This is a genomic window from Peredibacter starrii (assembly GCF_034259205.1).
Taxonomy (GTDB): Bacteria; Bdellovibrionota; Bacteriovoracia; order Bacteriovoracales; family Bacteriovoracaceae; genus Peredibacter; species Peredibacter starrii.
Genome location: NZ_CP139487.1, coordinates 1,922,316 through 1,945,441, shown reverse-complemented (window position 1 = coordinate 1,945,441; position 23,126 = coordinate 1,922,316). Strand labels below are relative to the sequence as shown.

At 43.7% G+C, this 23,126-nt stretch carries 21 protein-coding genes; 12 read left to right on the top strand and 9 right to left on the bottom strand.

Annotated features, from left to right (window positions below; all coding sequences use genetic code 11):
- The first annotated feature begins 38 nt into the window (after window positions 1-38).
- Entirely contained in the window at window positions 39-2,345 is a 2,307-nt protein-coding gene (locus SOO65_RS09850) for an ATP-dependent helicase C-terminal domain-containing protein (RefSeq protein WP_321399868.1), read from the top strand.
- Here the strand turns inward: SOO65_RS09850 and SOO65_RS09845 are convergent.
- Genes SOO65_RS09845 through SOO65_RS09830 form a run of 4 tightly spaced genes read right to left on the bottom strand, consistent with a single transcriptional unit; the run spans window position 2,335 to window position 8,009 of the window.
- Complete coding sequence (locus SOO65_RS09845; protein WP_321399866.1) at window positions 2,335-2,583, bottom strand: DUF1653 domain-containing protein; 249 nt, start codon at window positions 2,581-2,583, stop codon at window positions 2,335-2,337. The genes SOO65_RS09850 and SOO65_RS09845 overlap by 11 nt on opposite strands.
- A complete protein-coding gene (locus SOO65_RS09840) occupies window positions 2,577-3,944 on the bottom strand; it encodes a proton-conducting transporter transmembrane domain-containing protein (RefSeq protein ID WP_321399865.1) in 1,368 nt (455 codons plus the stop codon). The genes SOO65_RS09845 and SOO65_RS09840 overlap by 7 nt, the downstream gene beginning before the upstream one ends.
- A 1-nt stretch (window position 3,945) precedes the next feature.
- Complete coding sequence (locus SOO65_RS09835; protein WP_321399863.1) at window positions 3,946-5,265, bottom strand: proton-conducting transporter transmembrane domain-containing protein; 1,320 nt, start codon at window positions 5,263-5,265, stop codon at window positions 3,946-3,948.
- Complete coding sequence (locus SOO65_RS09830) at window positions 5,265-8,009, bottom strand: putative inorganic carbon transporter subunit DabA (RefSeq protein ID WP_321399861.1); 2,745 nt, start codon at window positions 8,007-8,009, stop codon at window positions 5,265-5,267. Before SOO65_RS09830 ends, SOO65_RS09835 begins: the two co-directional genes overlap by 1 nt.
- A gap of 292 nt (window positions 8,010-8,301) precedes the next feature.
- Between SOO65_RS09830 and SOO65_RS09825 the strand changes: the two genes are divergently transcribed.
- Both SOO65_RS09825 and SOO65_RS09820 read left to right on the top strand, forming a co-directional pair.
- Complete coding sequence (locus SOO65_RS09825) at window positions 8,302-9,003, top strand: alpha/beta fold hydrolase (protein ID WP_321399860.1); 702 nt, start codon at window positions 8,302-8,304, stop codon at window positions 9,001-9,003.
- Window positions 9,004-9,107: 104 nt separating this feature from the next.
- Entirely contained in the window at window positions 9,108-9,956 is an 849-nt protein-coding gene (locus tag SOO65_RS09820; RefSeq protein ID WP_321399857.1) for an HNH endonuclease, read from the top strand.
- Here the strand turns inward: SOO65_RS09820 and gstA are convergent.
- Window positions 9,949-10,569 (bottom strand): glutathione transferase GstA, encoded by a 621-nt coding sequence (gstA, locus tag SOO65_RS09815; protein WP_321399855.1) that lies wholly within the window; start codon window positions 10,567-10,569, stop codon window positions 9,949-9,951. The genes SOO65_RS09820 and gstA overlap by 8 nt on opposite strands.
- Window positions 10,570-10,740: 171 nt before the next feature.
- Here gstA and SOO65_RS09810 point away from each other — a divergent pair, with 171 nt between their 5' ends.
- Genes SOO65_RS09810 through SOO65_RS09800 form a run of 3 tightly spaced genes read left to right on the top strand, consistent with a single transcriptional unit; the run spans window position 10,741 to window position 14,908 of the window.
- A complete protein-coding gene (locus SOO65_RS09810) occupies window positions 10,741-11,130 on the top strand; it encodes a response regulator transcription factor (protein ID WP_321399853.1) in 390 nt (129 codons plus the stop codon).
- Window positions 11,131-11,180: 50 nt separating this feature from the next.
- Window positions 11,181-13,982, top strand: coding sequence for an AarF/UbiB family protein (locus SOO65_RS09805; RefSeq protein WP_321399851.1), 2,802 nt, complete (start codon window positions 11,181-11,183; stop codon window positions 13,980-13,982).
- A 47-nt stretch (window positions 13,983-14,029) separates the two neighbouring features.
- On the top strand, window positions 14,030-14,908 hold the full coding sequence (locus tag SOO65_RS09800; protein WP_321399850.1) for an N-acetylmuramoyl-L-alanine amidase-like domain-containing protein: 879 nt from the start codon (window positions 14,030-14,032) through the stop codon (window positions 14,906-14,908).
- Here the strand turns inward: SOO65_RS09800 and SOO65_RS09795 are convergent.
- The 3 genes from SOO65_RS09795 to SOO65_RS09785 are packed head-to-tail and all read right to left on the bottom strand — an operon-like array spanning window position 14,905 to window position 17,371.
- The gene (locus tag SOO65_RS09795) at window positions 14,905-15,513 is read right to left on the bottom strand and encodes a hypothetical protein (protein WP_321399849.1); all 609 of its coding nucleotides are present in this window, start codon (window positions 15,511-15,513) and stop codon (window positions 14,905-14,907) included. The genes SOO65_RS09800 and SOO65_RS09795 overlap by 4 nt on opposite strands.
- 1 nt (window position 15,514) lies before the next feature.
- Window positions 15,515-16,498 carry a CDF family Co(II)/Ni(II) efflux transporter DmeF gene (gene dmeF / locus SOO65_RS09790; protein ID WP_321399847.1) on the bottom strand — a complete coding sequence of 328 codons (984 nt, stop codon included), beginning with the start codon at window positions 16,496-16,498 and terminating at the stop codon, window positions 15,515-15,517.
- Window positions 16,499-16,513: 15 nt separating this feature from the next.
- Window positions 16,514-17,371, bottom strand: a complete 858-nt coding sequence (locus tag SOO65_RS09785; protein WP_321399845.1) for a DMT family transporter — start codon at window positions 17,369-17,371, stop codon at window positions 16,514-16,516.
- A 45-nt stretch (window positions 17,372-17,416) separates the two neighbouring features.
- Between SOO65_RS09785 and SOO65_RS09780 the strand changes: the two genes are divergently transcribed.
- Both SOO65_RS09780 and SOO65_RS09775 read left to right on the top strand, forming a co-directional pair.
- A complete protein-coding gene (locus SOO65_RS09780) occupies window positions 17,417-17,947 on the top strand; it encodes a GNAT family N-acetyltransferase (protein WP_321399843.1) in 531 nt (176 codons plus the stop codon).
- On the top strand, window positions 17,932-18,624 hold the full coding sequence (locus SOO65_RS09775; protein ID WP_321399841.1) for a hypothetical protein: 693 nt from the start codon (window positions 17,932-17,934) through the stop codon (window positions 18,622-18,624). The genes SOO65_RS09780 and SOO65_RS09775 overlap by 16 nt, the downstream gene beginning before the upstream one ends.
- Here the strand turns inward: SOO65_RS09775 and SOO65_RS09770 are convergent.
- Window positions 18,587-19,261: a methyltransferase domain-containing protein gene (locus tag SOO65_RS09770; RefSeq protein ID WP_321399838.1), complete on the bottom strand. Its 675-nt coding sequence runs from the start codon at window positions 19,259-19,261 to the stop codon at window positions 18,587-18,589. The two genes, SOO65_RS09775 and SOO65_RS09770, sit on opposite strands and share 38 nt — an antisense overlap.
- A gap of 86 nt (window positions 19,262-19,347) precedes the next feature.
- On the opposite strand from SOO65_RS09770, the gene phhA reads away from it, so the two are divergent.
- The 4 genes from phhA (at window position 19,348) to SOO65_RS09750 (ending at window position 23,062) form a co-directional block, all read left to right on the top strand.
- On the top strand, window positions 19,348-20,139 hold the full coding sequence (gene phhA / locus SOO65_RS09765) for a phenylalanine 4-monooxygenase (RefSeq protein WP_321399836.1): 792 nt from the start codon (window positions 19,348-19,350) through the stop codon (window positions 20,137-20,139).
- 84 nt (window positions 20,140-20,223) lie between these two features.
- A complete protein-coding gene (locus SOO65_RS09760) occupies window positions 20,224-21,552 on the top strand; it encodes a sensor histidine kinase (protein ID WP_321399834.1) in 1,329 nt (442 codons plus the stop codon).
- A gap of 170 nt (window positions 21,553-21,722) precedes the next feature.
- The gene (locus SOO65_RS09755) at window positions 21,723-22,439 is read left to right on the top strand and encodes a hypothetical protein (protein ID WP_321399832.1); all 717 of its coding nucleotides are present in this window, start codon (window positions 21,723-21,725) and stop codon (window positions 22,437-22,439) included.
- Window positions 22,440-22,441: 2 nt separating this feature from the next.
- A complete protein-coding gene (locus SOO65_RS09750; protein WP_321399830.1) occupies window positions 22,442-23,062 on the top strand; it encodes an iron-containing redox enzyme family protein in 621 nt (206 codons plus the stop codon).
- Window positions 23,063-23,126: the final 64 nt, after the last annotated feature.

The window sequence follows — 23,126 nt, the reverse complement described above, 5'->3', positions numbered from 1 at the left end:
ATTATCGAGGTAAGATACAAAATATTCAACGAAATGTTATGCAAATAAAAGTTCCCCTTCCCATAGATTCTTTTCTCCCTGGAATATCCGACGCGGTTCGCGAACACTCGACTATTTTAGTCAAAGCGTCTCCTGGATCCGGAAAGACCACTCGTCTTCCCTGGGCGCTGGTAAAAAATCTTGGCGGACGTGTGGTGGTGTTGGAGCCTCGCCGAATTGCCGCCAAATTGGCCGCACAAAGAATTGCCGATGAAGAAGAACTGACGTTAGGTAAGGAAGTGGGTTATCACTTTCGTTTTGATAAAAATGTAACTGATTCCACCTCTCTCATCTTTTATACCGAAGGAACATTTTTAAAACGCTTCCTGGGTGATTCAGAACTCAAAGGTGTTGATATTGTCATCCTGGATGAATTCCATGAAAGGCATCTTGATACGGATTTAGCTCTGGCCCTTCTACGTGATCTTCAATCCAAACGTAAGGACCTCAAAGTCATCATCATGTCAGCGACTCTTGATACCCGCATGTTGGATAATTTTCCTGATTCAAAAACCATTGAGATTGAAGGTGTTAATTATCCGGTGGAGATTTCTTATCTTCCAAATACTCCCAGTGTTTTAAATCAGAGTTTAGAAGCGAAAGTAAAAAAAGCAGTTGAAAGTGCGCTGGATAAACCAGGCGATATTCTGGTGTTTCTTCCTGGTATGCGGGAGATGCTCCGGGTGCAAGATGTGCTCTCGGGTCCTTTTGAGGTATTTTTACTTCACGCTGATCTCACCAAGGAAGAACAGGCCCAGGCACTAGGACCTTCTTCGAAACGTAAGATTATTCTTTCGACTAATATCGCAGAAAGTTCTGTGACGCTTCCAGGAATCAGAATCGTGATTGATTCGGGGATTCAAAGAGAGGCCCACTACTCTCCCTGGAACGGACTGAAATTTATTGAAGACACTCCAGTGACTAAATCTTCGGCCATTCAACGTGCTGGTCGTGCGGGCCGAACTGCTCCGGGTGAGTGTTTGCGTCTTTATAGCCAGCAAGATTTTAATGAACGTGAAGAGCATACGATCCCGGAAATTTTCCGTGCGGATTTAACTGATATTTATCTTTTGATCAAAGGCACGGGACTTACTCCAATGTGGTTTCATCCTCCCACCAAAGATAAGTGGGACAAGGCCCAGGCGCTTTGTGAGAGATTGGGTGCAACTGATGAAAATGGAATAACCAAGATCGGTAAGCGTATGCTGGAGTTGCCGCTCTCGGCGAGACTCTCACGTATTTTACTTGAAGGTGAAAATCTTCCGCAGAAATCCAAAGAAAGACTTCTGCGATTTATTTGCGAGGACATTGAGAATGACCGCACCGGCAATCTCTATCGCCGCCTGCAGTTCTATATAAAGAACTCCGGCACGGAGAATACGCCTTGGGAAAAGTGTCTCCTCGTGGGATTCGTTGATCAGGTGGCGCGACTTCGTCAGAAGCAGCGTGACTTCATTCACTATTCCGGCAAAACCATCCGTGCTCACAATAGTCTTGAGAACATTCATGGTGATTTCTACATCATCTTCGACATCACTCAGAGGCAAGAAGCGATTAAGGTCTTTCCTGTTGAAGAAGAATGGTTCTGGGACCTGGATCCTTTTCCTTTTACTGAAGAGGAAGAGGTTGAGACCGGAGAGAAAATTCTCCTGAAACGAAAAACCAAGCTCGGAAGTATTGTGATTGAAGAGTCCCCGGTAAAACTCGTGTGGACGGAACTTAATGAATCATTCAAAACCAAGATCTCTGATCTTTCTCGTTCTCAATTTAAGTCTGAGTTAGAAAAGTTTAAAGAGACTCCGGTGTTTGAAAGGCTCTATTACTGGGCAAAAAAGAAAAACAAAGACATTGAGAATATCGAACTCTCCGCCTTGGGATATTTTGACTATGCCGGTGAGTTAAACTGGAACAATATCGAGAGCTATTTTAAGTCTGAAATTGAGGCGAATCTCGATGTCGATAATCTGGACCGGGAACTTCCATCCAAAATTAATCTGGGTGGTAGACGGGAGCTCATCGTTCATTATCCTATGAACATGGATCCTTATCTCGAGGCCCCAATTCAGGACTTTTACGGATTAAACGATACGCCTTCTATTATGCAGGGCCAGGTACCTCTAACATTAAAACTTTTGGGCCCACATAAACGTCCCATTCAGGTCACCAAAGACCTTAAAAACTTCTGGGCCAAAACGTATCAGGAAATGAAGAAAGAATATCAACGAGACTATCCAAGGCACTACTGGCCGGATAAACCTTGGGAAGCAAAACCGTTTCTACTGAAGTCCCATCTGCCTAAAGCCTAGAGCGGCCCTTCTGATTACCGATATACTGAAATCTCGGCACGGTCTTTCCATCTAACTCAATGGTTTCAAGAAACATTTTCAGGGGTCTAACCCACAAACGCCCTTCTTCGTTCTCATACAAACATTCATACAGCACCATCCACTCCATGGTTTCTGAGTGTCGGGCAAGATCTCTCACAAGATAGTTCTTGCCCTTATAATGCTGATAAACGCCGCCTAAAACGAGATCTTCTACCAAGTAATCTTCTCCAAGAATAGGTATGGAAGCACACCTATCAAGATTAGCATGATGAGAGCGATGATGTAAGGGAGCATCTGAGAAAGCGGCATGTCCTTGTTAGTTACTGGCATGCTGTAAGGGCTTTGCCCCAGGAACAGGCGAGTAAACATCAGGAAAAAAAGAATACCGTTTAAACAGGTGGCAATGATATGTCCAAGTCCAAGGTAAGGCTGATACTCAAGAAGTCCTGTAATCACCAAGTCCTCTACCACAAACGAAGCACCCAGTGGTACCCCGATCATACAGAAGCCAAAGAGACAGAACAGTGTAGCGAGCATCGGATAATACTGAGCAAAGCCGTAGTATTGACTAGAGCGCTTCATACTGAAGGTGTGCTCAATATAGCTCAGGATTGAAAACAATGCTGGACCTGAAATCGAAATCACCATCATGTGTAGGTAGGACCCCTTCGCGGCCGTCATATCGGCCTGAAGTCCAGTTAAGAGAAGCGAAGCTTGAGCAATATAAAAATAGTTCGCCGTACGGTTAAGGTTTTTCTCCATGATCCCGCGGAAAGACCAGTAGATCGAAGAGATGATCGAAAGACTCAAAAGCAGAATCTTAAAAGCATCCGGATCGTGCTTCAGCGTTGGAAGTAGAAGTTGAACAAACAACAGAACTCCGGCACGAGAGAGGAAAATCGCCGAGAATTCATACCAAGTACTTCTCTCAACCAGGTCATGTACCCAAGAGTGGAACGGAAAGATCCCGTGAATCTGATAGATAATAATGAATGAAAGAAGTAGCACCGGCCAAGTAAAGAAGCTCGCCGGAAACTCCGTCATCGGAGTAATAAGAAGACCCTGCTGATTAGCAAAGTACAATAGTCCCAAGAAACAGAAGAAAGTCAGAAGGTGCTGAATGATATAAGTCGCACCAACCGTAGATTCCTTATGAACTGCATCTCTTAAAAAGCCATTGCCAGGAAGAGCGCGCTGAAATGTCCAAAAGAAAAAGAAGGTCGGAAGATTGTTGGCCAGAATGATCCCTAACCCACCCGCGATAAAGAACAAAAAGTTCGAGTTAAGTGTCATGCTCTTTCTAATTGGAAATAATCCAATAAAAAGCGACAAACAAAATAAACCACCGGTAAACATACCGATCTTGTTATAACGGATATCAAAAAGCGTATGAACCGCAAGAGATGACGTGAAGTCCTCAGTAAAGAAAAGGTAAGCAAAGAAGACAAACAACACGCCCAATAGGCCTATGATGAAGTCCTGCCATCTTTTTCCTAATTCATAAAAGCAAGAGATGATCGCCGTCCCGAAGGTCGTGAGCAGCGGAATGATCTCTACATATTGATTTAAACTGTGCATATTATTTTTTTCCTACAATCCACTTAAGTAGCTTTCTATCATACTCCATCCACTGATTTTCCCATTTGATATAGAGCCTTGCCGGTAGACAGAGCACATTCAAAACCTGAGACGTAAAGTAATCCAGGTGGAAGCCATGAAGGGCATGAACATAAACTTTCTTTCTAATTTGAGGCGAGAGAAACTTTTCAAACGATAACTTACGCTTAATCGTTTCGTTCTGAATCACTACAGGGTTTTCATAAAAATCCTGAATGATTGAAGAGGATCGAAGGAACTGATACGTACGAAGGCTTGCGTGGGCCACAATGTGGAACAAAGCAAAGTTCGTAAATCCCAGAGCAATCTCGATGTAAATGATCCCTACTTGAGTGATCGTGGCGTAAGCAAGCATGGTCTTCGCATCAGAGCGCGTTCTACCAACTAAGCTTGCATAAACGGCCGACACTCCTCCAATCACACCAATCACCACCAGAAGCACCGGAAAGTGAGAAAAATAGTCATGGAATCTCATAAGAAGAAACGGCCCAAGGTGAACCGAAAGTGCGCCGTAGAAAATGGCACTTGATGGCGTGGGACCTTCCATCGCTGTCGGCAACCAAGAACTCATTGGTAATTGCCCGGCCTTCGCCAGTGAGGCCCAAATCACAAATAGACCAATAAAGATCAAGGCAATCCCTTCATGAGCGTGACCTAGCATTTTTGGCAGAAGAACAAAATCAGTTGAATGAAGATAATGGTGGGCCCATGCTGAGGCCGCAAGAATTCCCATATCACAAAGACGATATGAAATGATCGCCTTCACGGAATGCCTTACAGGTTGGTTCTGAGCATAGAAGTATCCGATCAGAAGCACCGAAGTTGTCCCTACAAGCTCCCACCCCACAAAGAGGAGATCGAGAGAACGAGCAAAAGACACGACGATCAACCCGAAAAGAAGAATCGACATGAGAAAGATAAATCGAAAATATCCTTCTTCCTTATGAAGATAGTTGCGAGAAAACTTAAAAATAATCCCGATCAAAATCGATGATAAAAGCGCATAGGTCGACCCCAAGAGATCCACTATAAAGCGCATTTTAAACTGGTAAGTCCCGACGTTAATCAGTTCATTGTAATCAAGCAGAAGTGATGACGGTGACTCAACATAAGTCATTCCAAACAAGGCGAGACACATCCCGACCATGATCATGGAATAGAACTTGGCCGATTCAGAAAGCCATCTTTCAGGAATCGTTATCTTCGTAAAAAAGACCAATGCCAGGAAACCAACCCAGGCAAATGGAATTGTTAAAATGGTGTGAAACAGTTTCTCAATCATTATCCAATCTCCGCAAAATCTTCTTCAGTGTGGGTCTTATTGATCAGATCAACTGAAGTCGCAAAATGCTTCATCTTCGATTTCTCAAAAGTCAGAGCAGTAAAATCATTGTGCCCAAACAAGTGCCACTGATTTGTTTCAGGGTCAATCACCACAAGACGCATCCAGTGGTGGTACAAAATATTTTTCAAACGTGGATGGTTATCAAAGAGATTCTTCACGCGGGCCAGCGGTGCCTCAATCATTGTTAAATTCCTGATTGGCTCATGAATCTCAACCATCTGACGGGCCAGACCAATACGAAGGTCACTTTGTGAACCAGTCATAACTCCCAATAGCGAAGTCATATTCAGTGGCAGCTTCGAACCACAACCAAAGTTTTCGTTATCAACACTTGAGAAGTAGTAGTCCATGTTGATATTCACAGCAACTGGAACACCACCCACTACCACCGACTTCAGAATCGATCCATCCGGATCCAGTCTCCAGTCATAGGTATGAAGGAAAGCGCGACGATTCAGATACAACCCACGAGTCATCTCTCTACGGCCCACAATCGCAAGAGCATTTGATGAGTGGCCATACTCCGGACGAGGCTGGGCCAGATCCACTGCCCTCTCTTTCACATGCTTTAAGGCCTCCATTGGAGAGGACTTTGCTGATTCAGAACTAAAGCGCTGACAACGCTCAAAAGCGTTTCTCGCCCCTGCTTCATTTAAGTTCTTACGAAGCTTCTCAAACTCTGACTTATGCGATTCAGGCATAAGCTCAAGGTTAAAAAAGTGAATCTCATCTGTACATGTATCGTGGAATCCAGAAACGAAGAACGTGTCCTTCGGAATTGGATAACCAAGTTTAGCAAGCTCTGCTCTCACCTCCGGATCATTCGCCATTTTCGCAAAGGCACGAGAGTTCGGAATACCGGCGTTACCACCACAAGCACCACAACCATAGGCCTGACGGAATGGATTGTTGTTACTTGATGAACCGTGGGCCAAAAGAACAACTAATGGCGCATACTCATTTTTGATTCCGCACATGTCCAGAATGGCCTGAACAATTTTGGCCATCTCTGGTTTACTATATCCGTGTTGAGCATCCGACTGATCCAAAGAAATTTCTGTCTTTGGTACCGGAGTAAAAGTACCCATCACTTTATTCTTCAGATCACGGGTCTTCTCCGGAAAGAAGACCTGCATGAACATCGGAAACATACTTGCTACACCTAAAAAAATTGTCGAGAAGAAACCTCTGAACATCGTTCTAGAATGATAGTACAGGGCGAGATTCCCGCCACCGGTCATTACGTTCCAACGCTCAAAGGTCTTCGCCGATTGAGAGTCCCGAGGGACCTCAGAAATAATTCGACTAGGAGTCACCACTGGAGGACATTGCGCCACCAGACGGCTGCTTTTAATACTTGCAAACTTCATATCAACGCCAAAGAAACCAACCACACCGTAAGTTTTTACGATTGGATCAATTTCCTCTAAGTGACGACGAATCGATTCTTCACGATCATCAATACAAAACATCACCTGTGCCGGGCCAATGGGTTGGTCTTTCACATCTTTTGAGTGTTCGGCCACGGCCTCAATCGCCTCACGATAAAAGTGATGCTCATAAGCTTCGTGCCACAGTCTTACGCGATGAACTCCCTCAGCTTCATCGATTTCATCGATGATTTTGAGAAGAGTTGCAGGTTCAAATCGCTGCATCCAACGCTGATCGAGTTTGAAAGAATTCGTAATCTGATAAAGGGCCAGTGAGAGCTGGAATCCCTTTAAATCGATATTTTGTTTTCTTCCACGAATCATCGATAGTTCAATCGACTGCTCTTCCGCGTGATACTGATCCATTGCTGATTCAATAAGAATCAAAGCCGCAATATAATCTACCAATTTGATCTCTGGCGCTTTCACAGTCGCCTGCCATGGTTCAAGCTCAAGCTTGTTCACCATTCCAGACCACCCCTTTAAATCAAAAAGAATTTCCAGAATGTAACTCTCCCAAACGTCCTCTGGAATCTCCATGCGTTTAAGTTCATTCTGTATAATGTCTTCCGGCCTTTGGTCTTTAACCGCCAGAACCTTTTCAATCAATACATTTTGCCATCCAGTTGTGAAGCCTTTCAGTGCTTCAACGTCGAAGGAAAAGAAACTCCAAAAGCCCTTATTCACAAAAGGGTTCTGCCAAAAACTCTGACCTTGATCGAGGTAACTAGAGATCAGGCGAATGATAAATGGATGAACGCTAAGAGCGTAAGATTCGTTATGATATTTTTCCCAATATTCCTTCCCTCTCCATTTCACTGGCGAGCGACGAAGAGTGAGTGATTGACCATGCATTTTCTCAACACAAAGATTCCATAGGTGTTGATCATTGATGCTTTGTTGATCCTCATCATCATTGAAATTCATTTCTGAAAACATCAATCGATAAAAAAATTCTTTGGTCGACAACTGAAGGGCATCCATTGATTCAATCGATGGATAAGTTCCAGCGTAATGATCAATGGCACGGAAGATATCCTGATCCGTGATTTTTCCTTCTTTGTAACGTTGAATATACTTGTGCTCTTGCCAATAGGGCCTCGCTCTATAAAGCACTCCCGCTTCTTTAACAGCATTGTGAAAATCCTGGTTCTCAAACATTAACAGGATGTTATTATGAACAAAGCCGTGAAGAGGATTTTGTATAGGAAGTTTAGTTCTTATGCGAGATATGAGTTGATTAAAGTCCATGTTGAGCCTTAGTGGATGATCTGCTGTAATCTTACTCCCGCCTAATACCTAAACCAAGTATATGAATTTTTTTTAATTATTAATATTCGTAAATGTTTTTCACTCTCTTTTGCTCTTTCCAGCACATGCATTTTGCATTTAGTTTTGTAAAAATTCTTTCACCAAAAATTACTTTTAACTTACATACCCGACTCCTTATGTAGGGCAAATGAAAGATAATTAATGCCACCTCTTTTGAAAGCAAATCCCTCTTGCTAGAATAGAGTTCAAAGTATTTACATCAAAGGGCATCATGGACAAATCGAAACCCACTCTGCTGTTCCTCCACGGGGCCTTAGGCACTGCTCAAGATATGGAGCCCCTTATGGGACTTCTTCGTGAGAAAGGATACGCTACTCATTCCTTCAACTTCAGTGGTCATGGCCAAGGCGCTGCCGAGCCAACCGAGTTCAGAATCGATCTTTTCGCCAGGGATCTAGAAAAGTTTCTCAAAGACAATCAACTTAAAAACCCGATTGTGTTTGGCTATTCCATGGGTGGTTACGTGGCCCTTTACCATAAGGCCAACTACGAAGACTCTCCCATTGATCGCATTTTCACTTACGGGACAAAATTTAATTGGTCCGAGAAGGCCGTGAGTAAAGAACTTCCTATGATGAATCCGGATCATCTATTGGAAAAGTTCCCTAACTTTGCCGAGAGCTTAAAGCAAAAGCATGGCGATCGCTGGAAGCAACTCCTGCGCTCCACTGCACATATGATGCAGAACCTTGAAAGACTAGATGGCCTTACCCGCGAAGACATGAGTGAGATCGACGTCCCAGTTATTCTCATTCTTGGCGATCAAGACCGAATGGTTACTTCAGAAGAAACTCATCTCACAAGTTCTTGGCTGCATCACTCTCAGGTCAAAACTATTTCTCACTCGAAGCACGAACTCGAGCGTAGCAATTTAAAAGAAATTGCTGATCTTATTGTAGATAACCTTCATTAATCTCCTTTTCATTTTTTTAGAAATCACTTTCGCCAGCGGAAGTGATTTCTATTGTCTTTTTTTAACAGTTGACAAGTCCGTACATTTTCCGTAAATCTTCTAGCATGAGACTTAAACATCTTGCAAATAAAATTTTACTAAGTGATACAAAAAAATTGGTGAGCGCTGAAAGAAGTGCAACAACCAAACTTCTTCATCACTTGAAAGAAATAGAGCGAAGAAAGCTCTATTGCGACTTAAAGTATTCATCGCTTTTCGCTTATTGCGTGCATGAATTAGGTTATTCAGAAGGTGCGGCCCAAAGACGAATTGTCGCCGCACGGGCATTGGCAGAAATGCCAGAAATTGAAGCAAAAATCGAAGATGGAAGTTTAAATCTCACAAATATTTCATTGGTGAATCAATTCATCCAAGATCCGATCGAACGTCGAGAGGTTTTAAAAGAAGTAGAAAATCTTACTAAGAATGAATGTGAACAAAAGCTCTTCGAGATAACAGGCAAAGAAGAAAAACCAAAAGATAAAAAGAAGCGTATTTCAAAAGATAAGATACAAGTTGCGTTTGTTTTAACTGATGAAACAATGGCCTATGTTGAGAAGCTCAAAGATCTTCTCGGTAAAGATCTCGACATGGATCAGCTCGTGCAATTTATGGCGAAGAAGGCAATTGAATCAGTGGAAAAATCCAAGTTTAAGCAGACCAAACCGAGACAATCACTTTCGCCAGCGAAAGTGGGACGAATCATTCCGTCCGCAGTTAAAAGAGATATCTATGCACGAGATAAGAAATGCTCTAATTGCGGCTCATATAGGAATTTAAACTATGATCATATCCTTCCCTATTCAATGGGAGGATCAAACACGAAAGAGAATTTGAGATTATTGTGCTCACTATGTAATCAGCGAGCAAGAATAAGAGCGGGGCTTATGGCCCCGCCAGGAAGATTTACTTAAGAAGGCCTTCTTCTTTCATAGCGCGCATAACTGCTGGTCTTTCAGCAATGCGACCCATGTAGTTTGCGATGTTTGACCATTGAGTAACATCAAGGCCAACAAATTTGCCCCAACCAAGGCAAGTGAAAAGGTAAGCGTCAGCTACAGTGAACGTTTTCCCCATAAGGAAATCATTTGAGCCAAGTTTCTCAGAGATGAAACCGATTTTGTTTTTTAGAGTTTCAATCTGACCGTCTTTAAGCTCTTTTAGACCTTCAGCATTTTTTACACTTGATCTGAAAAGAGGAGAGAAATTTTTATGAACTTCTGAAGCAATGAAATTTAACCACTCCATACAACGGTAACGATCAGTCGTACCAAGCTTAGGCATTAGACCTGCTTCTGGATTCTGATCAGCAAGGTATTGCATGATAACTGCACCTTCAGTCAGCACTTCGCCGTTTTCCATACGAAGAGCAGGCACAGAACCTTTTGCGTTGATTAGTTTGTAATCGCCAGAAGCGCATGTTTTGTTTACGAGATCTACAGCTTCGATCTCATACACCATGTTAAGCTCGGCCATAACGATATGCGGAGCAAGGGAACAGGCACCGGCCTTGTAAAAAAGTCTCATTCAAGAACTCCTTATAAATTTTTAGGATGGGATATCTTGGCCTATGTGCGGCAAAATCACTAGTGGCAGTGCATTTTGCCCGTACACAAACACTTAAGAATTTCTTTAGGTGGAGCTAAAGAAAAGTTGAGTTAAAAGGTTCGCCTCAATTCAATTTCTTCGGGATTCAAAATGCAGAAAGTGGTTGCCGTGATCGATGACGAACTGGAAATGGAAGATCTTTATGAACTCATTTTAGAAAAACAAATTAAAAGAGGCCTTATCAATCTGAAATTCTTTTCGGATTCGAGAAAGTTTTTAAGCTGGTTTAAGGACAACCAACCGGACCTGATTTTGAGCGACATAAACATGCCTCATTTGGATGGGCCTGAGGTTATGAAGCTTGTTCGGAAAACTGGAAGCGGCATTCCAACTTACTTTGTGAGTGGATACGCTGAATCAGAGTATGCTCGGGCGATGAAAGAACTAGGTGTGTACCGATTTATCTCGAAGCCTATGAACTTCAGCCATGTTCAAAGCCTTATCGAGTATGATCTTGGGATTCTAGCGGCAAACTTGTAGTCGTTCCCCTATCTTTTTCAGTACAATGTTCACTGTTAAAAAGGGGCCTGATGAGAGATTTTTCGTGGATTGCGGACATTGCATTGGAAAGCAAAAATTATGCGCCATCACTTGGGGCCTATTTTGCCAAAGCACTCTCCAAAGTCACCTTCGAAGAAGTCTCCGACTTTGAACTTAAACGTTCATGGGCCACACTTGCTCGCGATCTTGTCCACCTCCGATTTGATCCTGATTTCGCAGGACCGCCTGATCTGGATGCCACCCTAGGTGCAGTTCAGACCATTGGTATCGATAAGTACAATCAGGAAATGATGGACGAGGAGACCCTCGCGCCCGTCCTGACGGAATTCTTCAATAAGTTCTTCGAGACCATTGGCCAGCACCCAGAGATCTTCGATCTTTTGGACCAAGCAGATCTTATCGAAGATATGATTGGAACCGTTGCAAAGAGCTACCTGCCGGTTCTGCAACTCTTCCCGGTTTTTTCAGATCAGGCGCTGAGTATCGTTCCCTATTTGAAGGAACCACTCTTTACTGCTCTTTATGAACTGCCGGAGATTGAACACCATAAGCTGATTCTTCTCACAGAAAGAATCATGCATAAGTTCTATGAACAGGAAGTGCGTCCGCAGCTGGTAGAAATCCTGAAACAGAATGTGAAAGGAAGAAATCTTCTCCTGCCGCTGATTGATGAGGCCTTAAATCACCTGCCGGCCGATCGCTGTATGACTTCACTCATCAGCATTTTGTGTACACCGAGAGAAGAACTCTCCCAAGGGAGAATTATTTCGATTGTGCTTCAGGAACTTGGTGGCATGTATGTGAAGCTTGCCCAAGTTCTGGCGGAACTTGCACCTCCGTCGCTCGCGAAAGAACTTCGTCACCAACAAGATAAACTTGGTGGCATTTTCGGAAGCCAGCAAAAATCATGGGCCTATGTTTTAAACGTGCTAGAGCGACCAAGCTGGAGCCGCTTAAAAAATTACATTCATATCCCAAATGGAGTGCAGAACGCTTTCGCTGGCGCCTCGGTTGGAGCAATTTATGAATTTGAATTAACTGAACTAGGAAGAAGAAAACTTCATCCCAATAACTCGGTACTGATTAAAATTCAAAGACCAGGGCTGACTGAACTTTTTGAGAAACAAAAAGAAACTCTCCTCGATATTCTGACCCATCTGGATCGAAACCTCGAGAGCACGGAACTGACTCTTGATGAACAACTCGAAGTCAGAGGTCTTGTCACGGCCTTAAAACGCACAATCATCAACTACGCCACTCAAAGTATTGGTGAGCTTGATTTTAGAGTAGAAAAGCGAAACGCCGATCGCGTTCGAGAGGCCCTCAAAGGTCAATTTGATCTTCAGGTCCCTCAATACTTCCATGTGGAATCTGATGTCTCCATGATGGAAAAAATTCAAGGTGAAAAGATCACTTCAGTGGTTCACTCGAAATACCTTGAGCGCATGAGCATCGCGGATCTCGTGAGTGATGCTTATCTCTACCTCATGTTTCAGAAAGGAATTATCTGGGCCGATCCACATGCTGGAAATATTCTTTATGATCCGGATCGTTTACAAGTAAAACTCATCGACTTGAATCCGTGTTTTACTTGGGACGACCGTACCATCAAAATTTTCATCGGCTTCCTTTACCGACTGATTCTAAGTGATGAAAAAGGAATTTTTGAATCACTGGAAGGTCTGGTTGAGAATCCAGAAGAATTAAAAAACGAGCGCACGCAAAAGCTCATCGAAGAATTTATTGAGCGCGGAAATCAAGGTGCCTTCATCCGTTATCTATCGGACTTTGTCCGACTTTTAGGTGAAGCGAACATTAATTTAAGAATTGAAGTACAAGCGGCAATGCGCGGGCTTTCTCAAGTCTACTTAACTTCGACTGCGATTTCTTCTCGCCACAACTTCGGACAGATTTTCCAGAAGCAGTTTGGCTGGAAGATGCTCATTCGCCATATTCTTTCCATCGGTCCGTTTAAAGTAGCAAAGGCCGTTCTTCCAATTGCTTTTGATCTCGTGAAGAACTCACCTGAACAGGAAGTGGGCCCGACCTTAGATGAACGAGACCTGACTTCAATTGAAGAAGCACTGGTACTCTTGAACGCTGAGAACGTATGTAACATCGAACTCATCAGAACTTCGCCTGAGGAAAACACGCACCTCACTCTCGCAACCGATGGATCGAGTCTCATTAAAAGTACGCATCTTCGAATTGAAATTCTGACTGAAACTAAACCAGCATCAGTGAAATATATCCTAGAGACGCCAACCAAAGAGTGGCTGAAAGATCGCCAGGAATACGTAAAGCTCCAAGGTATGGGCTTTACCCTGTGTCTCGTGGAATGCCTGGAGCAACTTCGAAGACATTCCCTTGAAGATTATTGGAACGTGGTGGAATCCTGGAACGCTCATCCAAAACAGCGCTCATGGGAAGAAAGTAGCCTCATCAGTGATATCCGGGTGGCCTCAAGAAACCTCTTCACCCGCCGCTATCAAAACATCTGGACCTCAGAGTTCATGACGGTCTCAAGATGGAACAGATTCCTTTGGAAGCTCCTGGTGAGATTCGAAGAGCGCTTTGAGCGCCGTGAACAGGGCTACTTTTACATCCTCAGTAAAAAAATGGGCTCCGAGAAAGTGGGCCAATATACCTTCGGGACCCTTCACCGGATCAAGATTATTACCTACCGTTTGATCATTTCTGGGCTTAAGACCTTGATTCGCCGTTCAAGATTCGAAATGAACCTCCTGCCGCTGACGACAGATGAGCTCATTTACCGCATGCTTCACGGTCTTCTCCGTCGCGGACTTCCGCGCGTAGAAAGTACAAAATAGTCTTACAGCTTTTGACAGACTCTTTCCAAAAAAGGGACAACTAAAGGATGTTGAAGTTTTTAGTTTTGCTCGTTTTGAGTCAATCCCTGGCCTTTGCCGGTCCTCGTGAGGAGGCCCAGGACATTCTATTGCGTTTTAAAGACGAAACTTCACTGACTAAGCGCCTGGATCTTATCTCAAAGACCTTCGTAGGACTTCCCTACGGCCAAGGTGGCCCACTGGGTGAAGGCCCGGACGGTCGCTATGATCAGGATCCCCTTTACCGCTTTGATACATTTGATTGCACGACCTATGTTGAAACCATCATGGCCCTGGCACTTGCCCGAGATGTTGCTGAGTTCGAAGTGCACCTGGATAAAATCCGTTATGAAAATGGTGAAATTGATTATTTAAAGCGTAATCACTTCACCGATCTTCAATGGATTCCGTTTAACATCGAAAATGGCTACATGACTGAGATCAACTCGGCAGTCACAAAAGAAATCAAGATCGCAGAGGCCCTGATCAATTTCCCAAACTGGCTTCGTAAGATCAAAATTTCTGAAATTAAAATGCCGAACGCCTCTGAGCTTGAGAGACAAGAGCGTTTAGAGGAACTTCACGCGCAGGCAGAGTATTACACTTCCTCTATGGCACGTGTGAATTATCTTGAGATCAATATGCTGGTGAAAAAACCGCAGCTCTTAAACAAGATCCCTACCGGCTCAATTGTAAACTTCGTTCGCCCAAACTGGGACCTAACCGACCTCATCGGAACTCGTCAGAACATCTCTCACCAGGGTTTTATCTTTAAACGAAACAACGTGGTCTATCTTCGTCACGCGAGTACCACGGGAAAAGTTAAAGAAGAACCATTCCTGGATTATTTAAAGAAGTTCGTGAATCACCCGACCATGAAGGGCATTCACCTCATGAGCTTAAACTAGGCCTGATACAAACCGTTCTGATCTGCCCCTAAAAAACAGGCCTCTAACAGTTGATCCTTCACTTTGGGAAGTTTTGTCAAAGTTCGTTTAGAAGCAATCGTGAAATGAGGAAGATCATTAAAGCTCATTCCCATCTCTTCTAAGTCCTCATCTGACGTGCGCCAGTTCCAGTGATTGAAACGATTAAGATTAATTGGAGCTGAGTAGGCCTCAAGACTTAAATGTCCCTTGGTATTGAAGTAAAACGGAAAGTAACTCATCACAAGTTCTCTAATCGATTTATGAAAAGGCTCACGACCTCGAAGAAGAGTGGTATTGGACTTTGAAATGCTCCCCCAACCGGTCTTGGTTTTATAAACCGCCAACACATGATGATCATCATTATGGGCCACGAGATCCACCATCAAAGGCCGATGACCTTGAAGTTCCAAAGCAGCGGCCGCAAGAAGTCCACCTTCAAAACAATGCCCATCACCCGTCATCATCACATAACGAGGAGAACAGGCCGAATTATCCGGATTATAAATAAGATCGTCCAGATAGCGCTGAATTTTATGAGGTGTATTGAGTGACTTTAAAAACTTTTTCTCAGCGGGAGTCCACATCTCACACAACTTCAATAATCAAGTGATGAATGTTGAACTCTTTCTGAATAAGGTCACGATACTCTGCCGAAGTTTTACCACAACCCTTAATCATGATCTCACAACCAACTTGTCCAGGAGCGAGCTTCCAAAGATGAATGTCCAAAACTTTTGAACCATCTGTCTCAAGTGTTTTAATAAGATTGTCGCGATCAATAGAAGCTTCATGAGCATCCAGGAGATCCATCCCACTTTGACGAATAAGTCCGAGTGACCATTTGAAAACAACGATACCACCCAAGATACCGACTGCCGGATCAAGCCAGCTTAGTCCCTGCCATCTTCCCAAAAGAAGTGCACCGATCGCAAACACTGACGTCAAAGCATCAGTCAAAATATGTACGTAAGCACCTTCACGGTTGAAATCTTCAGCGTGAGAGTGTGAATGACCGTGGTGGTGATGATGACCGCCACCGGCCGGAGCAAGTTTACTCTTACCATGCGAGCAATTCGAATGATCATGTCCATGCGAATGACCATGCGAATGCGAGTGCCCATGATCCTCACCTTGGTGAAGAATAATGGCACAAACAATATTGACCACAAGGCCAATCACCGCAACGACGATCGCCTCATCATATTTAATCGGTTTTGTTTCATAAAAGTGCATGATCGATTCAACGATCATAGATCCAGCAATGAAAATCAAAAATAAAGCACTCGTATATCCGCCGAGAGAAAGAATTTTTCCTCCACCGAAAGTAAACGATGCTCTGAATTTTGGATGACGATAAAGATAGTAAACAACCAGAGATAAAAAGAGGGCCAGAGTATGCGAGGCCATGTGCCAGCCATCTGCTAAAAGGGCCATCGAACCGGTCCAATAACCGACTGCGATTTCAACAATCATGGTAACGAGTGTGATGATCGTCACCCATTTCGTTTTTTGTTCATTGGCGAGAAAAACGCCTGTGTCTTTTTGTTCAATCGTACAGTGATGTTGCATATCTTACCTCTGGAGCTATTTTAACCGTTTTGAAGGTAAAAAATCCAGCAGTCCTGCACTCGCTCCACCAATAATCAGCACAATAGCAACAACAGTATTAAAAACTAGCAACTCACTCGCAAAAATCACGAGTCCGATGGTTGAAATAACCGGAGTTAAGTACGCAAGGGCCCCAATTACACGGGAATCTCCCATTCGAAGGGCAATGTCCCAGCAGTAAAATGCCAGACCAAAAGGTCCAAGTCCCATCACAATCAATTTCCACAGATCTTCCGGTTGAATAACCACTCTCGGTTCTAGCCACATGTGAGTAAGAAAGCACAACACTCCACTCACAAAACAAAATCCCCCAATCGCCCAAACAGTTGTGGGTTTCATTTTCTTTTTCCCGACAGAATAAATGGGCCAGGCAAAAGCCGCACCCAAAGCGAGCAAATAACCAGTTAGGTATTCACTCTTTAACTCTCCACCTTTCCCGAAAACTAAAACCACTGAACCAACAACGGCCAGTGCAGCACCCGCGATGTGATACCAACGAAGTTTTTGTTCCGGAAAAAACATGGGAGTTATGATCACCATGATCACGGGCCAGAGATAATTAATCAGATTGGCCTCAATCGCCGGAGCGAATCTAAAAGCATAGAACAATAAAAAGTGATAACCAAAATACCCGCCTGCTCCCCAAATCAAGATTTTTAAATCGGGAAACATCTCCTTGGGCCGGGCAAATGCAGGCAAAGATCCAATGAGAAAACAGGCGCCCAAAACATAAAAAGGCGGAAGATGAATCAGGAGTTTTCCGAAAGTTGCGAGACTTCCCCAACATAGAATGGTGATAACTCCAAAAATCAATGACTGAGTTTTCTGATTCATAGGGAAAACTGTAGCTTGAAAGACCAAAACACGCTAGTCTTAAGCATGCTTGAAACCAAACGACTCATCCTCCGCCCAGCAGTCTTAGAAGATGCACCTCATCTCTATGAACTCAACTCGGATTTTGAAGTCGTTCGATATACAGGTGACTCTTCTCTTAAAACTGTTCTTGAAGCTGAAACTCAAATCAAAGAACGCATGTTTCCTCAGTTCCAGAAATATAAAATGGGACGCTTTTCAGTCACGCTGAAAGATGGAACATATCTTGGTTGGTGTGGTCTTCGTTACTTTCCAGAATCAGATGAAGTTGATCTTGGTTATCGTTTTATGAAAAAACATTGGGGCCAGGGATATGCCACTGAAGCATCTCTTGTCACTTTGAAGTATGGTTTCGAGACCCTTAACCTTAAACGTATCATCGCCAAGGCGATGCCCGACAATGTCGGAAGCATCAAAGTCATGCAAAAAATGGGAATGACTTTTCGTGGATATCACAAAGACCCTTGTGAACCACAGGCCTGGATTGTTTATGATATGACTGCCAGTGAATTTAAAAACAAATGCGCCGAATCTTAGCCTTTCTCATTCTCTCAACTGTTAAATCTGTCTCTTGGGTTTTATTTCGGGCCAAATCATCCTGGCTAACTGATGTCCCTAAAGATCATTGGAAAAAAGCACGCCTTTACGTGTTTCTAAACCATACTTCTCTTTACGAGCCGATCTTCATTCAGCTTCTGCCGTTTTCTTACCTCTGGCATCTGGCCGATCACATGAATGTGCCGGGAGCAGACATTACTTTGAATCGCCCACTCGTGGGTCGCTTCTATAAGCTCATGATTCCCAACATCGCCTCGGTCTCTCGCAAGAAAGATTCAACTTGGGACAATTATTTAAAATCCATTGATAAAGATTCTGTGATTATGATTGCGGCCGAAGGTCGTATGAAGCGACCAAATGGTCTCGATAAATTCGGAAAGCCCATGACGGTTCGTGGTGGCGTTGCCGATATCATTGAAAACATCGATCACGGTGGAATGGTTCTCGCTTTCTCAGGAGGCCTTCATCACATTCAAGCTCCAGGACAAACACTTCCGAAGGTGTTTAAAACCATTCACATGAACATGAGCTATCTTGATATTGCTGAATACAAAAAGCAATTTCCTGAGAATCCTCGTGAGCGAAAAATTAAAATGGTGCAGGATCTTCAGATCAGGCTTATCCGCGACTGTCCGGATCCGTCATTGAATAAATAGAAAAATTTTCTTCCCGATGAACCGGGTAAATGTCCGCCAGCCAAGGATGCTCGTGCTCAATGATACTTTGAACACCCTTTCCACGGGCAATCACAGTGAAAGAATGCTGATCAGCGAGGCCATCTAATTCTTTTAACGTTTGTCTGATATGAGCGACTTTTCCGTAGTCGTAGATGAAGTAATACTCCGCCACCGGAAGTTTAAAATCTGAGGTCAAATCCGCTGTCACCAAGGTTCCGTTAGCGTACCCTAGCTTCTCAAAAATCCGCTTCCCTTCCTGAACTCGTTCATCCACCAACTCATACCCAATGAAATGAACTTCGGGATACAAATGGGCCAGCACCACTCCTAGGCGACCATAACCGGCACCGAGATCCACCATCAACTCTCCCGAGTGAGGTCTCAGCACATCACAAAGGGTCTTTAATTCTTCATAAGGAGTGTTGAGTGTCTGCGGATCAAGACCCACCCAAGTCTGGTGTCCACCATGAAGTACATGACCCAAGTTATTCAGATCACCTTCTGGCCTTAGGCCCTTCGCTTTCAGAAACAGACCATGTTCAATATCTTTGATTTTAAATCCCAGATATTCATCCACTTCCTCGGACGGTGATATAAAAAGTTGGTTATTTGGCATGGACATGCTCGTAAGCTATCAGAGAATATTTTACAATTCCATAGGTTAAGGAATCTTTCCTCACTATAATGGAGTTGAGGGAAGACATGAAAACAACCTACATTTCCAAGCAACCAAATGCAAAAGGTCTGATCGACTGGACAGCGGCCGAAAACAATACCTGGCGCACCCTTATTACTCGTCAGGCGGAAATCGTTAAGACCCGTGCTTGCCCTGAGTTTCTGGAAGGTCTTAACCGCATCGGATTTTCTGTAGATCATGTACCTCAGCACACCGAAATTAACTCTCGCTTGAAAGACTTCACTGGTTGGGAAGTGGAAGTGGTTCCGGCCCTCATTCCTGCCAAAGAGTTTTTCACCCTTCTGGCCAACAAAAAATTCCCGGCCGCAAGTTTCATTCGCATTCCGGAAGAACTGGATTACATCCAAGAGCCCGATATTTTCCACGAGTTCTATGGACACGTGCCTCTTTTGACTTTTCCAGATTACGCTAATTTCATGGAAGAGTTTGGTAAGATCGCGCTTTCAGTGAACGGCAAAGATCGCAGACGTCTCTTCCGTTTATTCTGGTTTACCATCGAATTTGGCCTATTAAAGACTCCGGAAGGCATTCGTGCCTACGGTGGTGGGATGCTTTCATCAATTCACGAGACCGTTTGGTCAGTGGAAAGCCCTGTTCCAAAACGAGAACCATTTGATCCTCTGACTGCCCTTAGAACGCCGTATCGAATCGACATCCCTCAGCCACTTTATTACGTACTGGATAAATTCACTGATTTGTACAAAATACTCGACCAGGACCTGATCGCATTATTGGAAAAATCTAAAGAATTAGGGGACTTCGAGCCATTATTTGAGCCTGCCGGAGAAGAACTTTAAAATCAGGTCATTAAGTAAGTAATCCTAACAGGTTCAGCCTTCTTAACTTGCCTAAGACTCAGCTTCGGGTTCTAATTTAGTCTTATGAATGAAGTAGTAAAGTACATATTCTTCTTCCTGATTGGCACGACCATTATTAACTTTGGTATCGCCTGGGCGGCCAAGATCAAGACCAAGAACAAGGAGTTTAATCAGCTCATTTGGTATTGGACTTCGCTATTTGCTACTTACGTGGCAGTTGCCTTACTTAACGATTCTCCTACGGCCATTGGCTTTGCCTACTTCTTTCAGTTCATTCCTGCGTTCTTGAAGACAAAGGTCCTTCGCGACTCGCGCGGTATCGAGTCAGATTGGAAAAAGTTTCTAGCGGTTCAGGCCTTTGGTATGGTGGCATCGGCTTACCTGCTGCTTTATACAGATTTGGGCTTTACGATTTCCCTATTACCGGTGACGTTTTCAACGACCCTGCCTTATTGGGAGCCAGTTTGGAATTCTCTGGTGAGTAAACGCTTTGAGGCCAACTGGATTGAGAAGGGCCTCTCAATTGTTCTTCTAACTTCAATCATCAACCACTTCAACTACGCCTTCTTCCGCTTAGAAGAATCGGCCGCTTGGTGGGGTTGGGGTGTTTCAATCGCTCAGTATCAGTGTATTTCCATTTTCCTACCACTTCTGATCAATCACCGTCGTGAAGTGAACGAGATTTTGATCAAGACTGTTTCCCACGATCTGGCCAATCCTCTTACGGTCATCAACGCCTATATCGGCATGCTTCAATCAGGTCGCATTCAAGAGTCTGACGTTAAAATGATCTGGGACCGCATTCAAATGAACACCAAATCGGCCCTGGATATGATTTCCCGTATTCGTGATGCCATCGTCACCAGAAACCAGGCCAGCATTGTGGCCATCCATGACGTCTCAATTGATCGTGCGATTCACAGACTCATGACTCAATTTGATTCTCGCCTAAAAGAGAAAAACGTTAAAATTGCTTATGAGAGTTCGATCCCATTAGATGTGTACGTGGCGGCCGAAGAAAATACTCTGACTGAACACGTATTTGCCAATATTCTTTCAAACGCTTTGAAGTTTTCCCATGAAGGTTCAGAAATCAAGATCAAAGTAACCGAGGTTGATAATACCATTCGAATTGCCTTTATTGATTCTGGTATTGGAATAGATCCTGATCGTCTGGAAAAACGACTCCTTCATTCAACTGAAGGTACAAAGGGTGAACTTGGTTCAGGCTTTGGAGTCATGGTCATGGGTTATTTCCTTCGTCAATTCGACGGAACTCACCACATCCACTCAGACGGCATGGACAAGGGAACCACCGTTACCGTGAGCCTCAAGAAGAGCACGGCCAAAAGCTTCAAGGAAACTAAACAGAAAAGTGACCTGATTACCTGAACCTGCTGCCAACTTCCATAGGAAGTCTCTTAATAGATTTTATAATTTTTCTTAAGACTGCCTTTTAAATCCTTTTGGGTTCCGCTACTTATATTTGTCTAATTTCCGTCTAAGACTCAATACATTAAGAATCCCCTTATGCTTTCTTGCGCTGAACACAAGGGAGACATATGGAAAGCTGGGTTAAAGATCTGAAGTACGTGTTAATGCCATCTCGACATCCATTAGAGGGCTACGAGAAAGAGTACTATGCCGCTTACCAGGTTTGGAGGACCGCATGGGAAAAGTTTCGCTCTGAAATTGGTGTGAAAGAACCCTTAAGTTCAGATGGGTTTATCATTCCGGATGAGATGGGAGTTTTGTTTTATCAAGACCGTTGTGTGGGTCTGGCCTCCTTCACTCATGGCACTTTATCAAAAGGTCCAATGCCTGATCACTCCTGGTTTAAACCATGGACTCAGGAGGCCTTCAATGAACTTCGACAAATTTCTCCCGACTGTATTATCTGCTCACAGTTCACTGTGAGTCCTGAATTTACCGGTAAAGGACACGTGGTGAGATGGAAAGAAATTCTTTTCTACTACAACCATCTGCGTTTTCTGAATTCCATGAGTGGTGTCATGGCCGGTCACTTGAATCTCACTCGCGGTATGCAGAACGCGGGTGGTGAGGAATTTGGCGCCACGGTTCTGAATCAAAATCACCCTTTCAACTACTATGGGGTTCCTCTGGCGGCACAACTCGTGGCCTATGAACGATCAGGAATTGAGGCGATGATTCAGAGGAAAAATCTTTCTTCCCTCTTTTCAGATTTATGGACTCGTCTCGATCACGTCAGTGAATTTGAAGTAACTTCGAACATTGTTCCTTTCAAAAAGGTGGCATAGTTATGAATATCAAAAAGGCCTATCAGGATTCGATGAAAAAGTTTTCCAAAAACAATCCTTCGACTTTGTTTAAAGACAAAGAGGTCTATGGCGAATGGCTCGCCCAGACATATTTTTTTGTTCGCCACTCCACTTCTCTTCTGGGTTATTCTCTGCCCCACCTGAAAAACGAGGAACTGCGACATCATTTCGAGCATCACTTGGGCGAAGAAGAACGTCACGATCTTCTGGCGCTAAAGGACATCGAACGTCTGGGAAAAAACATTTCGCAGTATCAGGAAATGATTCCCACTCAGGCCTTCTACCACTCACAGTATTATCGAATTTCTTTTGAAGGCGGGACCAGCCTCTTGGGCTACATCCTGTTTCTAGAAGGTCTCGCCGTAAACTGGGCCAAAGATAGCTACATGGAGATCAAAGATCTTCATAAAGGATCTGTACTGTTTCTAAAGGTCCATGCAGAGGAGGATCCTCATCATCTGGAAGAAGCCATTAAGACCATTTCATCCCTTTCTCAGAATGAACAAGAGTGTATTCTCCGCAATCTTCATTACTCAGAAGAGCTTTATCAGCAAATGATGCACTGTATTCTCGAGCAACATAAGAAGGTCAAAGCGGCCTAACCTCTGTGTACACTTAATTACTCAAAAAAACTTACAGGGAAGGACGGTCAGTTCCTTCCCTTGA

What these genes read in the sequence shown, in the direction of transcription:
- SOO65_RS09810 (WP_321399853.1), top strand. Translation starts at nt 10,741, where the DNA reads ATGCAGAAAGTGGTTGCCGTGATCGATGACGAACTGGAAATGGAAGAT.
- SOO65_RS09840 (WP_321399865.1), bottom strand. Translation starts at nt 3,944, where the DNA reads ATGCACAGTTTAAATCAATATGTAGAGATCATTCCGCTGCTCACGACC.
- SOO65_RS09785 (WP_321399845.1), bottom strand. Translation starts at nt 17,371, where the DNA reads ATGAATCAGAAAACTCAGTCATTGATTTTTGGAGTTATCACCATTCTA.
- SOO65_RS09775 (WP_321399841.1), top strand. Translation starts at nt 17,932, where the DNA reads ATGCGCCGAATCTTAGCCTTTCTCATTCTCTCAACTGTTAAATCTGTC.
- SOO65_RS09800 (WP_321399850.1), top strand. Translation starts at nt 14,030, where the DNA reads ATGTTGAAGTTTTTAGTTTTGCTCGTTTTGAGTCAATCCCTGGCCTTT.
- SOO65_RS09770 (WP_321399838.1), bottom strand. Translation starts at nt 19,261, where the DNA reads ATGCCAAATAACCAACTTTTTATATCACCGTCCGAGGAAGTGGATGAA.
- SOO65_RS09850 (WP_321399868.1), top strand. Translation starts at nt 39, where the DNA reads ATGCAAATAAAAGTTCCCCTTCCCATAGATTCTTTTCTCCCTGGAATA.
- SOO65_RS09835 (WP_321399863.1), bottom strand. Translation starts at nt 5,265, where the DNA reads ATGATTGAGAAACTGTTTCACACCATTTTAACAATTCCATTTGCCTGG.
- SOO65_RS09805 (WP_321399851.1), top strand. Translation starts at nt 11,181, where the DNA reads ATGAGAGATTTTTCGTGGATTGCGGACATTGCATTGGAAAGCAAAAAT.
- gstA (WP_321399855.1), bottom strand. Translation starts at nt 10,569, where the DNA reads ATGAGACTTTTTTACAAGGCCGGTGCCTGTTCCCTTGCTCCGCATATC.
- SOO65_RS09795 (WP_321399849.1), bottom strand. Translation starts at nt 15,513, where the DNA reads ATGTGGACTCCCGCTGAGAAAAAGTTTTTAAAGTCACTCAATACACCT.
- SOO65_RS09825 (WP_321399860.1), top strand. Translation starts at nt 8,302, where the DNA reads ATGGACAAATCGAAACCCACTCTGCTGTTCCTCCACGGGGCCTTAGGC.
- SOO65_RS09760 (WP_321399834.1), top strand. Translation starts at nt 20,224, where the DNA reads ATGAATGAAGTAGTAAAGTACATATTCTTCTTCCTGATTGGCACGACC.
- phhA (WP_321399836.1), top strand. Translation starts at nt 19,348, where the DNA reads ATGAAAACAACCTACATTTCCAAGCAACCAAATGCAAAAGGTCTGATC.
- SOO65_RS09755 (WP_321399832.1), top strand. Translation starts at nt 21,723, where the DNA reads ATGGAAAGCTGGGTTAAAGATCTGAAGTACGTGTTAATGCCATCTCGA.
- dmeF (WP_321399847.1), bottom strand. Translation starts at nt 16,498, where the DNA reads ATGCAACATCACTGTACGATTGAACAAAAAGACACAGGCGTTTTTCTC.
- SOO65_RS09780 (WP_321399843.1), top strand. Translation starts at nt 17,417, where the DNA reads ATGCTTGAAACCAAACGACTCATCCTCCGCCCAGCAGTCTTAGAAGAT.
- SOO65_RS09830 (WP_321399861.1), bottom strand. Translation starts at nt 8,009, where the DNA reads ATGGACTTTAATCAACTCATATCTCGCATAAGAACTAAACTTCCTATA.
- SOO65_RS09820 (WP_321399857.1), top strand. Translation starts at nt 9,108, where the DNA reads ATGAGACTTAAACATCTTGCAAATAAAATTTTACTAAGTGATACAAAA.
- SOO65_RS09750 (WP_321399830.1), top strand. Translation starts at nt 22,442, where the DNA reads ATGAATATCAAAAAGGCCTATCAGGATTCGATGAAAAAGTTTTCCAAA.